Genomic DNA, 15,778 nt, shown 5'->3' with positions numbered 1-15,778 from the left:
ACCTACGTCTTCTGCTCGCGAAATGTTCGTCTGATCGTAAGATTTCTTGCGATCTCAACGATCGCCGGTACGATAAAGGTCGCACACGCGGCGCCGAGTATCATTCCCGTAACGAACCGTGAGGTAAAAGTGTTAGCCCAGACGCCGAAGATAGTGAGCGCCCAATCCACTCCGATCGGAATCACCGACAGGGCAAGCCAAATACGCGAAATCGGCTCGATATCGTCTATCTTCCGCCAGAGCGGATAAATCGCAAAACCGGCAAATATACCAAAGTAAACGCCGAAACAGCGCGAGCAAACACCGAATTGTTCACCCTCGATATGAAAAGATCTGTCAGGAATCTGATGGCACAAATAGCTAAAAAAATGATAAAGCGGTGCCGAGATCTGTGTGAAGCCGTTCGCCTTGGCGAGAGGTGCGAGCAGGATCAGTAACACCCAAACGAGAACGACCGCACCTCCGATGAGCCAGACCTTGAATGCTTGACGGCGAAATCGCTCGGCAAGGGGCACCGGTATGTAATTTTGTCGGGCTTGTATCGGCACTTTACTACTATTTCGACGCCCGAAGCTGCTGTTTCGGATCGTCCTCCGCAAGGCCGAGCCGCTTTTCAGCTTCGAGAATATGCGCGGTCGTCTGAAGTACCGTATCAGGATTGAGCGAGATCGAATTTATACCCTTTTCGACCAAAAATTCGGCGAATTCGGGATAATCCGACGGTGCCTGGCCGCAAATACCGATCTTTTTGCCGTTACGCTGAGCGGCTTCGATCGCCATTGCGACCATCTTCTCGACGGCGCCGTTCCGCTCGTCAAAAAGATGCGCGACCATCTCGCTGTCGCGGTCAAGGCCGAGCGCAAGCTGTGTCAGGTCGTTCGAGCCGATCGAATAACCGTCAAAGACCTTTAGGAATTCGTCAGCGAACACAACATTCGCCGGCAGCTCGCACATCGCGTAGATCTCGAGGTCGTTCTCGCCCTGTTTAAGGCCGTGTTCCGCCATGAGGTCGATGACCTTTTGGCCTTCTTCGACCGTTCGGCAGAATGGGATCATCGGTTTGATGTTCACAAGCCCCATATCTTCACGGGCGCGTAAAAGTGCAAGGCACTCAAGCCTGAAACCGGCCCTATAGCGATCATCGTAATATCGTGACGCACCGCGAAAGCCGATCATCGGATTCTCTTCCTCCGGCTCGAACTCCTTACCGCCAATGAGCATCGCGTACTCATTTGATTTGAAGTCCGACATACGCACTATCACCGGCTTCGGATAGAACGCGGCGGCGATCCGGCCTACACCCTCGGCAAGTTTGCGGACAAAGAATTCCTTTGGGTCATCTTCGCCGATCCTGCGCGAGATCGTTTCGATATCAGCCGGCTTTTTGAGCGAGGGATAGTTCACCAGCGCCATCGGATGTATGCCGATGTGGTTGTTGATGATGAATTCGAGCCGAGCAAGCCCGACACCGTCATTCGGAAAGCGGGCGGCATCGAACGCGCGATCCGGATCGCCGACATTCATCATTATTTGAGTTTTCGGGCGATCCTTTTGCGAGATCTTCTGTTTTTCGACCTTGAAATCGATCTTTCCGTAATAGATATTTCCGCGTTCGCCCTCCGCGCATGAGACCGTGACCGGAGCACCGTTCTTTATCTTCTCAGTGCCGTCGGTCGTTCCGACGACACACGGAATGCCGAGTTCACGGCTGATGATCGCGCTGTGGCAAGTACGGCCGCCGCGATCGGTAACGATCGCCGAAGCACGTTTCATGATCGGTTCCCATGCGGGATCGGTCATCGAAGTTACAAGTATCTCGCCTTCCTTGAAAGTATTCAGTTTCGACGGATCGAGCAGAACGTGTGCAGTGCCGTGCCCGATCTTTTCGCCGACAGCAACGCCGGTCGCCAGCGGTGCCCCATGCGTTCCGGTCAGCTTATACGTCTCGATGAAGTTGGTTTCCTTGCGGGCATGAACGGTTTCAGGCCGTGCTTGCAGTATAAAAAGTTCGCCCGTGATGCCGTCCTTTGCCCACTCAATATCCATCGGCTGGCTGCGGCCCGCAAGCTTCGAGTAATGATCCTCGATCGCACAAGCCCACGTCGCAAGCTGGAGAACCTCAAAGCCGGCCAGGCAGAAGCGGTTCCTCTGCGTCTCGACGACGTCCCGCACCTTCGTGCCGATACCGTCGTCGTTAAAGACCATCTTGACCTCCTTGATGCCGAGTTTCCGGGTTACGATCGGGCGGAACCCGAGCTTTAGGGTCGGCTTATAGACGATCCATTCATCCGGCGTCGCCATTCCCTGCACGACCGCCTCGCCTAACCCCCACGCGCCGTTGATAACGACAGCGTCGCGGAAGCCGCTCTCTGTATCGAGCGTGAACATAACGCCCGAACAGGCCGTATCTGATCGAACCATCGGCTGCACACCGATCGAGAGAGCAACATCGAAATGGTCGAAGCCCTTCGCCGTACGATATGAGATCGCTCGATCTGTCCAAAGCGATGCATAGCACTCATGGCAGGCCGCAATGAGCTGAGCTTCGCCGCGGACATTGAGGAGTGTATCCTGCTGGCCGGCAAAACTCGCATCCGGAAGGTCCTCGGCCGTAGCCGACGAACGAACCGCAACCTCGAACGTGCGCTTGCCTATCCGCTCACCGAGGCGTCGATTCGCCTCGAGGATCGCCATTTCGATCTGCTCTGGAAAGGGAGTTTCGAGCATCAGGCGGCGCGCCTCGCTGCCGACGCGGGCGAGCGCATCGAGATCGTTGACATCAAGGTCTTTCAAAAGGCTCTTGAGCCGATCGCGAAGCCCGTCGGTCTCAAGAAGAAGTTCGTACGCATGGCTCGTCGTTGAATAGCCATCGACCGCACGCACGCCCTGCTGCGTCAATTCACGAAATAGTTCGCCGAGGCTTGCGCATTTTCCGCCGACGAGTGCGACATCATTTGCACTGACATCGCTGAGATCGAGTACGTATGGGTTGGTTTCGCTCATCGTTAGTAAGTCCTATGCAAAGATGTTGACCTCGGCGTTACTTAAGTATCTGACACAAAATTTCAGAAACGGATAACGGCATCGGGGCCGCCTTCGACATGGACGGTATCGACAAAGCGTATGCTCTTCGATTCGGTCGTCATAACGACGCTGTGCGTACGTTTGCCTGCGCCGAAAAATCGCACACCGCGAAGTAGAGAACCGTCGGTTACACCCGTTGCGGCAAAGATGATCTTCTTGCCGGGAGCAAGGTCGTTAGTGTCATAGATCTTTTCCGCATCATTGATGCCCATTTCCCTAAGTCGATTCATTACTTCACTTACCGGCGGAACCTTTGACTTGTCAACGCCCAGACGATCAGGATCAAAGACCAGCTTCGCTTGTATCTCACCATTCAAACATTTGATCGCGGCGGCCGTAAGCACACCTTCCGGTGCGCCGCCGATGCCCATAAGCGCGTGGATATTGGTTCCCGCGACCGCTGCCGATATGCCGGCCGAAAGGTCGCCGTCCGAGATCAGACGGATGCGGGCGCCTGCTTCACGCACGGCATCGACAAGGGCTTTGTGACGCGAACGGTCGAGGCAGATAACGGTCAGGTCATCTATATCACGGCCCAAACGCCGAGCGATATTCTTTAGATTATCCGCCACCGGAGCATCGATATCGACCACGCCGCGGCACGAAGGCCCTACGACGATCTTGTCCATATAAATATCAGGAGCGTTAAGGAGTCCGCCGTGTTCGGCCGCCGCGAGTACGGCAATTGCGTTGTTCGCACCCAACGCACAAAGATTTGTGCCTTCGAGCGGATCGACCGCGATATCGACTTCCGGAAACTCCGCCCTCGATTCTTCCGAAAATGCGCCGCCGCCGACCTCTTCGCCGATATAGAGCATCGGTGCCTCATCGCGCTCGCCTTCGCCGATGACGATGCGTCCGCGCATCGGCACCGTATCCATGACCTCACGCATTGCTTCGACAGCAACATGATCGGAGTATTTGCGGTCGCCCTGGCCCATGGTTCTCGCCGAGGCGATCGCCGCGGCTTCGGTTACACGTAAAAAATCAAGCGACAGTTCGCGTTCTGCTTTATTGGGTTTCATAGTGCTCCTGTAGGAAACGGTATTTTTGTAGGTGAATCACGTTATACGTGGCATTTTACCACTTATTAGGCGTGATTTGACAAGCTATCTTCAGCGTATTACGTTTGAATTTGACGCAAATAGTGCATTCACTAAGGAGTCGATGATCCATGACGTACATTGTTGCCGAACCGTGTGTTAGCTGTAAGTACACCGATTGTGCGGCCGTTTGTCCGGTTGAAGCTTTTCACGAACTGTCAGACCGTTTATTGATTAACCCCGACAACTGCATCGATTGCGATGCTTGCCTGCCGGAGTGCCCTGTTGAGGCGATCTTCTCCGACATGTCGATCCCGGAAGAATATATGGAATGGCTCGACATCAATAAAGACGCTGAGAATTATCCGGTTATCAGTGTGAAACAACCTGCACTCTATGCCGAAGGCTGTAAAGGACAGCCTGAATAGGATCTGACACCTGTGCATTTCGCTAAATGAAAGCGGCCTTCGGGCCGCTTTCTTGCATTCGCCGCCGAGAAAAAAACCCTTACATCCCGCTGCCAAATTTGTTTATAATCATAATGGCGGCGTCGCGGTTCTTCATAAGAGCCGGGCGACGCGTATGATGGCAGGCTTGTAAGACCCGCGCGGGCACACGGGAAAATCGGCGACATTCAGCTTTTACTACCGGCGACCAGAATTTGCCTAGAGGTTTGTGTATGTTCGATAACGCACCTGAGCGAATGGGTATGAAATCTGATCTTGGCACCGCAAAAAAGGCCAAGATACTTGTCCTGTTCGGCACACGGCCCGAGGTCATCAAATTCGCGCCCGTGATAGATGAGCTTAAAAATAAGGGCTTTGAGACTCTCGTCGTCTCCTCCAGCCAGCATAAACACCTGCTCAAACCCTTCCTGGACCTGCTGAAGGTCAACGTAGACCTCGACCTTGACGTGATGCGTAAAGATCAGACACCAAATGATGTTTGCTCGCGCGTGATCGCAAAACTCGATCGGGTGCTTGCCGATGAGCGGCCTGATCTTTTACTGGTCCAAGGCGATACTACAACGACGCTTGCCGGTGCTCTGGCAGCATTCAACCGCCGTATTCCGGTTGGGCATATCGAGGCAGGGCTTCGGTCCGGCGATCTGCTAAGCCCGTTTCCGGAGGAAGCGAATCGGCGGCTCGTTACGCAAGTGGCGTCGCTGCATTTTGCTGCTACTGAAAAGAACCGCCGTAATCTGACACGCGAAGGCGTTCCGAGCGAAAAGATATTCGTTACCGGCAATCCTGTGGTCGATGCGCTTCGATCAATGCTGAAGAACCTTAAGCCGTCGGATAAAGTATCAACTCTTATTGATGACACCGCCGGCAAGAAACGGCTGCTCCTCACCACACATCGAAGAGAGAGCTTCGGGTCTGCAATGACCGAGAATTTGCGGACAATTCGCGACTTCATCGCCAAGCACGGTGACACTTGCCTTCTTTTCCCGGTGCATCCGAACCCGAACGTCAAAGGCCTTGCCGAAGAGATCCTCCGCTCGCAGGAGCGTGTGTATTTGCTGGAGCCTCTGGATTATTCGGACTTTCTTTCGCTGATGAAACGATCGTGGCTCATTTTGTCGGATTCGGGCGGCGTGCAGGAAGAAGCGCCTTCGCTCGGCAAACCCCTTCTTGTGCTGCGTGAGAACACCGAACGTCCGGAAGGCCTGCGTGCCGGCGTCTCAAAACTGGTCGGGGATCGTCCTTCAGCACTTCGACGGCTGCTCGAAGAGAATTATTCTGTTGACACGTGGATCCGATCGGTAAAAGAGGTCGCAAATCCGTTTGGCGACGGCAAGGCCGCAACCCGCATCGTTCGCGTAATCGAACAGAAATTCGGTGCTGCCAACGCGCGTCATAAAGCTGCGCTCAATGCCTGCCCATAGGCCAGAGATAAGTGTTATCAAACGAACGAAAAACCCGCCATTTGCTGACCATTCTGGTCGAAGACTATTTTCACGTCGGCGCGTTCGAGAACCTTATCCATCAGCGTAATTGGTCGAATTTTGAGCCGCGTTACGAGCGTAATACACTGAAAACACTTGACCTGCTCGATGAATTCGGCACGACCGCGACCTTCTTCGTCCTGGGATGGATAGCCGAGCAGAATCCGCCGCTTATACGCGAGATCGTGCGGCGCGGACACGAAGTAGCGAGCCGCGGCTTTTATCATCGAAGCCTGAAAAATCTTACCGACGAAGAATTCCGCACCGATCTTCGGCGTACGGCCAAAGCCATAACCGACGCTTGCGGTCAGAAGGTGATCGGTTACAGAAGTGCGGAAAAGCTCGCCTACGGCAACAAAGAATGGCTCTTTAACGTTCTTGCCGAGGAAGGTTACGTCTATGATGCATCTTTTCTTCCACGGCGAAACACCCGCAAAGATCGGCGCTTTGCCCACCAAGTACACGTTGAGGGCCGCGCGGTCTGGGAGTTTCCGTATTCAACGCACGATATCGGCCTTGGCCTCTTCCCGATCTCCGGAGGGAATTATTTCCGCCAGATACCTTATACGCTGATGCGAAAGGCCGTAGGAAGTTGGGAAAAGCACACTGAGCAGCCGTTCATCTCCTACTTTCACGTGTGGGAACTCGACCCCGAGCAGCCACGCATCTCGGCAGCGTCCAAGTACAACCGTATCCGTCATTACAGAAAGCTCGATAAGATGGAGTGGATACTTCGTGAGAACCTAGCCTTGTATGATTGCGTGAGCATCGCGCAGCATCTCGATATGACGGCGGCGATCCGAGAGGATATACCGGAACACGCCGCCGGGCCCGTGCGTGCGGCAGCAGCGAGCCGGCCCATTCGGCAAACGCCTTCGTGGGCGGCTGTCCCGGTATCCGTCGTGATACCGTGCTATAACGAGGAAGAGGCTCTGCCCTATCTGGCAAATACGCTCGACAGTGTCAGCGAAAAGCTCAGGTCTTGCGGCTACGATCCGAATTTCATATTCGTCGATGACCGGAGCACCGACAACACGTACGCCCGTTTGAATGAGCTTTTCGCGTCAAAGCATGGATTCCGCATCGTGCGGCACGAGCAGAATCAAGGCGTAGCGGCGGGTATCATGACCGGCATTCGTGAGGCAAAGACCGAAATGGTCGCCTCTATGGACTGCGATTGTACATACGACCCGCACGAGCTTGCGAATATGCTTCCGCTGCTCGCCGACGGAGTCGATATGGTAACCGCATCACCGTACCACAAGGACGGAAGCGTCAGGAACGTGCCCGGATGGCGTCTGTTCCTGTCACGCGGGGCATCCTTCCTTTACCGGCGCGTACTCAATGCAAAGCTTGATACCTATACGAGCTGTTTCCGCGTATATCGACGAGAATCGATGCTTGGGCTTAAAATAAAGGAGCCCGGTTTTCTGGGCGTTGCTGAGATGCTTGGAAGGCTTGATCTGGCCGGCGGAAAGATCGTTGAATTTCCTGCGGTTCTCGAAGTGAGGCTCTTCGGGATCTCAAAAATGAAGACCGCAAGGACCGTGTTGGGGCACCTGCAGCTTCTTACATCGCTTGCCGGCTCGCGCCGCTTTAGGAATTCCGGCCCGATTAGATCTTCTATTCCCGTAGAAGAGAAGCCGCGATGATCCGCGACTCGTGAAACCTCGGAAATTTAAGGCCTTTTCTTCGATAACGCAAAACGGGCGGCCACGCGCCGCCCGATCGCGAACCTTGATCTGATCCAATTAGAGATAAACACGTATGACACCTGTTGCCACTACCGAAAAACTGATGACACTGCCGTCCGATCAGGACGCAAGCGGGCGAACCTTTGATGAAAAGGAGATCGCTTATGTTACCGAAGCCCTTCGCTCCGGCACCTTGACCACTACTAAAGGAAAGTTCGGCAAGGCTCTGGAAAAGGCATTTGCCGAGAAATTCGGCGTAAAATACGCCTATGCCTGCACGTCCGGTTCGGCAGCTATCCATATCGCCGTCGCTACGGTCAACCCAGATCCGGGCGATGAGATCATAACGACCTCGATAACGGACATGGGAGCCTTGACGCCGCTTATGTACCGCGGAGCGATCCCTGTGTTCGCCGAGGTCGATCCGAAGACGCTGAACGTTACCGCAGAAACGATCAAGGCGAAGATCTCGGAACGCACCAAGGCGATCATAGTCACGCATCTTTTCGGAAACCCATGCGAAATGGGCCCGATAATGGAGCTTGCAAGGGAATGCGGACTGCCCGTAATTGAAGATTCAGCCCAAACATTCCTTGCGGAACAGGACGGCAAATTTGCCGGAACGATAGGCGACATCGGTTGTTTCTCGTTGCAGCAGGGCAAGCACATGACCACAGGCGAAGGCGGCATGGTCGTAACCAACGATGAAAAGCTCGCCCGTCACATGTTCCTTTATATCAACAAGGCTTGGGGCTACGGTGACGCAGATCCCGATCATTACTTCATGGCATTGAATTACAGGATGAGCGAGCTGCAGGCCGCCGTCGCTCTCGGCCAACTCGAAAAGCTGAGCGAATGCGTCGCAAACCGCCAAAACACGGCAGCGATGCTGACCGAACTGCTGCAAGGCCTTGACGGTATAGAAACACCGGCAGCCGCCGCTGATTCGACGCACGTATATTGGAAGTATTGTCTTACGATCGATGATTCAAAGATCGAAGGCGGCTCACCGGCACTTGCGGCTCTGCTGAAAGAAAAGAACATCTTCTCGGCACCGCGTTATATCGTCAAACCGGCGTTCATGTGCCGGGTGTTCCAGGAAAAGAACACGCTCGGCGGCTCGCAATTCCCTTTTAACCTGGCCCGCGAAGGTGCGGCAGACTACAAAATGGAAAGCTATCCGCTGACCGCGAAAGCCCTTCACGATGTCCTTGTGCTGCCGTGGAACGAAAAATATACCGAAGAGCATGTGCGTTATATCGCGGACAACGTCCGCGTTGCCGCAGCTAAGCTCAGGAAATAGAGGATTTACCGCAGAGGGCACAGGAAGGTCAGAGCCGCAAGAACTCTTCTCCCCTCAATGCCCTCTGTGAACGCCGTTGCAAAAATGATGAACAAACTCAAATTTGGATTAGTAGGGGCCGGCGGTATCGCACAGGCATACGCTCAGGCATTCAACGAGAGCGGCTGCTGCAACCTTGCCGCCGTATCAGATGTAAGGCCTGAAGCCGCCGCCGCACTTGCCGAGATCGTCGGCGCTAAGACATACAGCTCTTATCAGGAGCTCGCAGATCTTTCGCCCGATGCCGTGATCGTCGCAACGCCGCCGTCAACGCACGCCGAGATAGCCTGTTTCTTTTTGGAACGCGGCATTTCTGTGCTGTGCGAAAAGCCGCTGACCACAAATATTGCCGATGCCGAAAAGATGATCGCAACGGCGGAAAAAGCCGGTGTGCAATTCACGATGGCATCGAAATTCCGCTACTCGGCCGATGTGATCAAGGCAAAGAGCCTGCTTGCAAGCGGTATTCTCGGCGACGTGCTTCAGTTCGAGAACGCATTCACTGCAAAGGTCGATATGTCCAAGCGATGGAACTCCGACGAGGCCGTCTCCGGCGGCGGCGTGCTGATCGACAACGGCACGCACAGCGTTGATATAATCCGATACTTTCTCGGCTGTGTAGATTCAGTGCTCGTGGTTGACGCAGGCGGTACACAGGGGCTAACGGTTGATGAGAATGTAAAGATGTTCGCAAAGACCAAGAGCGGCGTAACGGCAAGTGTTGACCTTACATGGGGCATCAACAAGGAGTTACCTTATTTTATAAGCATTTACGGTACTAACGGCACGATCCACATCGGCTGGCGTGAGTCAAAATATAAGCTGAACTCATCGCCCGATTGGGTCGTTTTCGGCAACGGATATGATAAGGTCGCTTCGTTCAAAGGCAAGATCGAGAACTTTGCAAATTCGCTCCGCGGCAGTGAAGAGCTGCTCATCAAGCCGGCTGACGCCCTCGCATCCGTGCAGGTGATCGACGCCGCATACCGGTCGATGCGGCAGAACCTTTGGCAGCCTGTTGTTGAAAAAGCACAGACGGCAAGTTAGGACGGTATAAATGAAGCGAATACACCCGACTGCGATCATTGAAGAAGACGTTGCCATCGGCGACGGCACGAGCGTTTGGGACAATGTCCACATTCGCCATGGCGCGAGCATCGGCGAGGAGTGCATCGTAGGCGAAAAGAGCTATATCGCTTATGACGTAAAGGTCGGCAACCGCGTCAAGATCAACGCGATGGTGTACATCTGTGCGGCGGTAACGATCGAGGACGGCGTGATGATCTCAGCCTCGACGACATTTACGAACGACCGCTTTCCGCGTGCAACATTTCCTGATCTCAAAACGCTTCGTCCTTCAGAACCCGACGAACACACGCTGCCGACGCTCGTTCGCGAAGGCGCGACGATCGGCGCCGGCTGCGTTATCGGCAACGATCTTGAGATAGGACGCTGGGCAATGGTCGGTATGGGCTCCATCGTTACAAAGAGCATTCCGGATTTTCACCTCGCGCTCGGCTCGCCGGCCCGCTCGGTCGGTGCCGTGTGCAAGTGCGGCCTCCTATTTCATCGGTTCGCCGATGGCGAAAGTGGCGATTTTACATGCGAGTGCGGGCTGCGTTATACGATCAGCGGCCGCCTTGTGCGGGAAGCTGCCGAGCGTTTGCTGTATCCTGAAGATATGTCCGGCGCGGCCGCTTGATCGCTTCTCGCGGGGCATACACATTTGTGAAAAATGATCCGAAAAATATTGCGGTCGTCGGCTCGGGCTTCCTTGGCCTGACGCTCGCTCTGCGCCTGTCAAAGCTCGGCCATAACGTGACCGTATATGAGGCGTCGGACGAGATCGGCGGGCTTGCTGCCGCATGGAAGATCGGGGACTACATCTGGGATAAGCACTATCACGTAACGCTCGGTTCTGACAGCTATACACGCAAGATCGTTGAAGAGATCGGCCTTGGTGACGAATTTCGCTGGGTCGAGACAAAGACGGGCTTCTATACTGACGGTAAACTCTACTCCATGTCGGACAGCCTGGAATTCCTGCGATTCCCTCCGCTCGGCCTTGTCGGTAAAGCCCGGCTCGGCAGGACCATCCTAAAGGCGTCACGCATAAAGGATTGGAAAAAGCTTGAGCGGATCGGTGTCGAAGAGTGGCTTGTAAAACTCTCGGGTCGCAAGACGTTTGAAAAGATCTGGAAGCCGCTGCTTATCGCAAAACTCGGCGATGCTTATAAAGAGACGTCTGCGGCATTCATCTGGGCGACGATCCAACGGATGTATGCGGCACGCAACTCGGGTATGAAAAAAGAGATGTTCGGCTACGTTCGCGGCGGCTACGCGCGGGTACTCGAATGCTTCGGCGAGCATTTGACCGACTTCGGTGTCGATATCCGTTTGAACAGCCCGGCAAAAGAGATCGAGAGGCTAAAGGCCGGCAAACTCCGTGTGCATACCCATGAAAAACGCCGTCGCACCGATCCGCCGGCAAGGAGATACAATAACAAGACAAAATATGCCGCGGTGAACACAGGAGCATCGGTCGCCGCAGGCTTTTCGGGCGGATTCTTGTCAGAGCCCGCGCCTGCGGGCTATCGAAGGATCGCGAGCGAGGTGGATATCTACGACAAGGTGATCCTGACCTGTCCGTCGAATGTCGCGGCGCGGCTGCTGCCCGATCTGAGCGGATCGGAACGTTCCGCTCTTGAGAATATTCGTTACCAGGGCATCGTCTGTGCTTCGGTACTCACGAAATGCTCGCTCTCGAATCATTATGTAACGAATATCACAGATGAAGCGCCGTTCACAGGCATAATCGAGATGACCGCCCTTGTCGATAAACGTGATTTCGGCCGTAATGCTCTGATCTATTTGCCGAAATACGTTTCGTCGGACAGCGAACTCTTTGACAGGACGGATGATGAGATCAGGGAGCTTTTCCTCAGCGCTTTGGAAAAGATGTATCGGCACTTCAGGCAAAAGGACGTTCTTGCATTCAATGTTTCGCGTGTGCGGCAGGTATTCCCGCTGCCGGTTCTCGGCTATTCGGACAGGCTCGCACCGATGCGGACATCCATTGACGGTGTCTATGTCGTAAATTCATCGCATATAGTCAACGGCACGCTGAACGTGAACGAAACGGTCCAGCTTGCCGAGCGGTTCATCGAAACGGAATTCTTGGGTTAAGCTCATGCGGCGACTGTTTTGACACGCAGAACCGCAGACCTAAATGGTACGCTAAGTATAATGAAGACGAAGGCGAGTCTTTCACTCGATCTCGACAACAAATGGTCGTATATGAAGACCCACGGCGATGTTGGCTGGGATGAGTTCTCGTCGTATCTCGATATTGTCGTACCGCGTGCACTGTCATTCTTCAAACAAAAGGGGCTCACGATCACGTTCTTCATCGTCGGCCAAGATGCGGCTCTTGAGAAGAACCGCGAGGCGATCGCATCGATCTCCGCCGCCGGACACGAGATCGGAAACCACAGCTTCAATCATGAGCCGTGGCTGCATTTATATTCTAAGGATGAACTCGTATCGGAGCTCGAGAGGACAGAAGACGCTCTGAGCGATGTTACCGGCAAGCGTCCGGTCGGATTTCGCGGGCCCGGCTTCAGCCTCAGCCCGACGGTGCTTGAAACTCTTGCGGAACGCGGCTACGAATACGATTGTTCAACTCTGCCGACATACATTGCACCGCTCGCCCGTGCATATTATTTCTTCCGCTCGCCGCAGATGTCCGATGAAGAACGCGAAAAGCGAAAGAAGCTCTTCGGTAAACTTTCTGACGGTTTTCGCCCGCTAAAGCCGCACATCATCGAGGCAGCAGGCCGTGAGATGGTCGAGATACCGGTTACGACATTTCCCGTTGTAAAAACGCCGATCCATCTGAGCTATCTGATCTACCTCTCAACCTTTTCTGCGGTGGCGGCAAAGCTATATTGGCGATCGGCTCTTGCGGCGTGCAAGGCAATGGGCATCGGGCCGTCGCTGCTGCTGCATCCGCTCGATTTGATGAGCGGCGAGGATGTCCCGGAACTTAAGTTCTTTCCGGGAATGAATATGCCGACAACGCGCAAGATCGAGCTTTTTGAAGAGTTTCTCGGCATCTATACTGCAAATTTCGATGTGGTAAATATGCGCGCACATGCTGATGCATTTCGTACATCGTTGAGTGGCGAGGCCGCCGCAAGGACCGTGACCTTATGAAGGTTTTGGAGGCAGATCGTCCGGCAGTGCTTTCCGTTGGCCAAAATCTGAGGGGCCTTTTGATCGAGATGCGGCCGCGCGAGTGGTCGAAGAACCTTCTTGTCTTTTCAGGCGTCATATTTTCGCGTTCGCTCACCGACGTCCACAACCTTTGGATAAGCATCCTCGGCTTCCTAATATTTTGTGCCGCGAGCAGCGGCGTTTACATTTTTAACGATCTTTGCGACCTAAAAGCTGATCGCAGGCATCCGATCAAAAGAAACCGCCCGATCGCATCCGGACAGCTCAGCATTTTGTTTGCGCGCGTCGCAATGGTATTGCTTTTCGGCATTGCGGCATTCGGTTCGCTCGGCCTCGGGCATGGCTTTGCGGCTGTGATCGGCATTTATCTCGCGACGTGTCTTGCATATTCGGCTAAGCTCAAGGATATCGTTATCCTTGACGTCATACTGATCGCCGGCGGCTTCGTCCTGCGGGCGGCGTCAGGCGCCGTTCTGATCAACGTAGAAGTATCGCACTGGTTGCTGATATGTACGTCCATGGTCGCCCTGCTCGTGGGCTTCGGCAAACGCCGCCATGAGCTTGCTCTGCTGAAGGAATCCGCCGAGGGTCACCGCCGAAGCCTTAACGATTATTCGATCGAGTTCCTCGACTCAATAATGGCGATCTGTGCCGGTGCGGCTATCGTGATGTATGCCCTTTATACACGGGCCGATGAAACGATAGCCCGCGTCGGTTCGCAGGGAATGATCGTAACGCTCCCGTTCGTAATCTACGGCGTTTTCCGCTATCTGTTCCTTATTCGTGAACGCCAAGCGGGCGGCGATCCTGTGCAGATCCTTTTTCATGACCGGCCGACGCTGCTGAATCTGCTGCTGTGGATCGCCACCGTCGGCGGTGTTCTTTACTTTCCGAATTTCTTTACCGGCAGATGAACAAGACGACGATAGCTTTCGTCGTGCTTTTTATTCTGGCCGGCGTGTTCCGGACAGCCGATGCCCTGCGTCCGCTCGATCAGGCGTCATGGCGTGAATCCGACATCGGCAGCATCGCACGCAATTTTGTACGCGAAGGAATGGATCCGCTCGAACCTCGGATCGATTGGCGCGGCAGCGGTCCGGGCATCGCCGAGATGGAGTTTCCGGCGTATCCGTTTCTCATCGCGCTTTCGTATGAGATATTCGGCATCCACGATGTCTTGGCTCGACTGTGGTCGCTCGTTTTCTCGCTCGTTACGCTAGTCCTGTTCTTCAAACTTGCAAGCGAATACCTGAGCGGCGCCGCACTGGTGATTGCGACGGCATTCTTTGCGTTCGGCCCGCTGCCGGTCGAGACCGCAACGTCTGCACAGCCCGAGGGGCTGATGATGCTGTTTTACATCGCGGCGGTGCTGTGCTTTACACGCTGGCTTCGCGATGAGAACAGGCGTGATCTTGTGATCGCAGCCGTTGCGACCTCGCTTGCAATTCTTGCCAAGGCGACGGCGGCACACATCGGCCTGCTTTTCGGTATTCTGCTGTTCGAGAAATTTGGATGGACGCTTTTCAGACAGTTACGCATCTGGCTTTTCGGCATTATCGCTCTTTTGCCGGGCGCTGCATGGTATCTCTACTCGAAAAGCCTTTGGCTGACCTATGGCAACTCGCTCGGCGTATCGAACGAGTATCATTGGATCGGCCCCGACTTTTTCACCAACCCATATTTTGTTACCGGCATTCTTCGGAATGAGCTTATTCATGTGTGGTTGTTCGTCGGCATCATCCCGGCAATAGTTGCGGTATTTTACGGCCGGAGAGAGCGATATACACGCGTTGCACTGTACTGGTTCACTTCTGTTTTTATACTTTTCCTTGTTGCCGCGCGTACGACCGCCGACGAATGGGCAAGCTATTATCACGTCTTTAGCGTGGCTCCGGCTGCCCTGCTGTTCGGAGGCGGCATCGACAGCCTTTGGAAGTTCCTTCGCCGTTCTGCCGATACATTCAGTAGCCGCAGGCTTAGCGGCAACCTGCTGAGGTTGAGCTTCGGCCTCGCGATCCTTTTATGTACAGCGATGACATTCGCACTCATCGCTCGCTCCGCGCGTGCCGCCTTTCTTACAAAGCGCCACGCAGACCCTGCGTTCGCATCCGCCGCTGCGATAAAGCCGGCTCTTTCGGGTCAGGGGCTTATATTGGTCTCCGGCGGCAATTGCCGCGATGAGGACGGCTATGCGTTAGCGTACAATGCCTCATATATGTTCTATTGGCTTGATCGCAAAGGCTGGAACATCTGCATCGAACAGCAGTCGATAAGCGGCGTTAAAGAGTACGCGCGTCTCGGTGCCCGATATTTTATTGCGCAGAGTTCCGCGGTCGAACAAGTTCCCGGCTTTGAGGCTCAGCTTGAGAGTACATTTCCAATGGTAATTGAAACGCCGGACTTCATGGTCTTTGACCTTCGATGAGCAGCT

13 protein-coding genes are annotated in these 15,778 nt (G+C 54.4%); 10 read left to right on the top strand and 3 right to left on the bottom strand.

All coding sequences use genetic code 11. From position 1 onward, the window contains the following. Positions 1–2: 2 nt before the first annotated feature. The 3 genes from HS105_03685 to glpX form a co-directional block, all read right to left on the bottom strand. Complete coding sequence (locus HS105_03685; GenBank protein MBE7515700.1) at positions 3–548, bottom strand: DUF2085 domain-containing protein; 546 nt, start codon at positions 546–548, stop codon at positions 3–5. A 7-nt stretch (positions 549–555) separates the two neighbouring features. Beyond that, positions 556–3,003, bottom strand: coding sequence for a phosphoenolpyruvate synthase (gene ppsA, locus HS105_03680; GenBank protein MBE7515699.1), 2,448 nt, complete (start codon positions 3,001–3,003; stop codon positions 556–558). A 62-nt stretch (positions 3,004–3,065) separates the two neighbouring features. Beyond that, complete coding sequence (glpX, locus tag HS105_03675) at positions 3,066–4,109, bottom strand: class II fructose-bisphosphatase (protein ID MBE7515698.1); 1,044 nt, start codon at positions 4,107–4,109, stop codon at positions 3,066–3,068. Positions 4,110–4,258: 149 nt separating this feature from the next. Here glpX and HS105_03670 point away from each other — a divergent pair, with 149 nt between their 5' ends. The 10 genes from HS105_03670 to HS105_03625 all read left to right on the top strand — a co-directional run bounded on the left by HS105_03670 (position 4,259) and on the right by HS105_03625 (position 15,772). Further along, the gene (locus tag HS105_03670) at positions 4,259–4,555 is read left to right on the top strand and encodes a ferredoxin family protein (protein ID MBE7515697.1); all 297 of its coding nucleotides are present in this window, start codon (positions 4,259–4,261) and stop codon (positions 4,553–4,555) included. A gap of 251 nt (positions 4,556–4,806) precedes the next feature. Beyond that, positions 4,807–6,015 carry a UDP-N-acetylglucosamine 2-epimerase (non-hydrolyzing) gene (gene wecB, locus HS105_03665; protein ID MBE7515696.1) on the top strand — a complete coding sequence of 403 codons (1,209 nt, stop codon included), beginning with the start codon at positions 4,807–4,809 and terminating at the stop codon, positions 6,013–6,015. Positions 6,016–6,026: 11 nt separating this feature from the next. After that, positions 6,027–7,727 (top strand): glycosyltransferase, encoded by a 1,701-nt coding sequence (locus HS105_03660; GenBank protein ID MBE7515695.1) that lies wholly within the window; start codon positions 6,027–6,029, stop codon positions 7,725–7,727. A 145-nt stretch (positions 7,728–7,872) separates the two neighbouring features. Then, on the top strand, positions 7,873–9,072 hold the full coding sequence (locus tag HS105_03655) for a DegT/DnrJ/EryC1/StrS family aminotransferase (GenBank protein ID MBE7515694.1): 1,200 nt from the start codon (positions 7,873–7,875) through the stop codon (positions 9,070–9,072). Positions 9,073–9,156: 84 nt separating this feature from the next. Then, positions 9,157–10,158 (top strand): Gfo/Idh/MocA family oxidoreductase, encoded by a 1,002-nt coding sequence (locus HS105_03650; GenBank protein ID MBE7515693.1) that lies wholly within the window; start codon positions 9,157–9,159, stop codon positions 10,156–10,158. Between the two features lie 10 nt (positions 10,159–10,168). Further along, complete coding sequence (locus tag HS105_03645) at positions 10,169–10,813, top strand: N-acetyltransferase (GenBank protein ID MBE7515692.1); 645 nt, start codon at positions 10,169–10,171, stop codon at positions 10,811–10,813. Between the two features lie 26 nt (positions 10,814–10,839). Further along, on the top strand, positions 10,840–12,297 hold the full coding sequence (locus HS105_03640; GenBank protein MBE7515691.1) for an NAD(P)/FAD-dependent oxidoreductase: 1,458 nt from the start codon (positions 10,840–10,842) through the stop codon (positions 12,295–12,297). Positions 12,298–12,357: 60 nt separating this feature from the next. Further along, positions 12,358–13,326 carry a polysaccharide deacetylase family protein gene (locus tag HS105_03635; GenBank protein MBE7515690.1) on the top strand — a complete coding sequence of 323 codons (969 nt, stop codon included), beginning with the start codon at positions 12,358–12,360 and terminating at the stop codon, positions 13,324–13,326. Continuing rightward, positions 13,323–14,261 (top strand): decaprenyl-phosphate phosphoribosyltransferase, encoded by a 939-nt coding sequence (locus HS105_03630; GenBank protein MBE7515689.1) that lies wholly within the window; start codon positions 13,323–13,325, stop codon positions 14,259–14,261. The genes HS105_03635 and HS105_03630 overlap by 4 nt, the downstream gene beginning before the upstream one ends. Then, entirely contained in the window at positions 14,258–15,772 is a 1,515-nt protein-coding gene (locus HS105_03625; GenBank protein ID MBE7515688.1) for a glycosyltransferase family 39 protein, read from the top strand. The genes HS105_03630 and HS105_03625 overlap by 4 nt, the downstream gene beginning before the upstream one ends. The last annotated feature ends 6 nt before the right edge of the window (positions 15,773–15,778 follow it).

Source organism: Chloracidobacterium sp. (genome assembly GCA_015075585.1).
GTDB lineage: Bacteria > Acidobacteriota > Blastocatellia > Pyrinomonadales > Pyrinomonadaceae > OLB17.
Note: the sequence above shows the minus strand (reverse complement) of the source record. Positions and strands in the feature narration are given on the sequence as shown.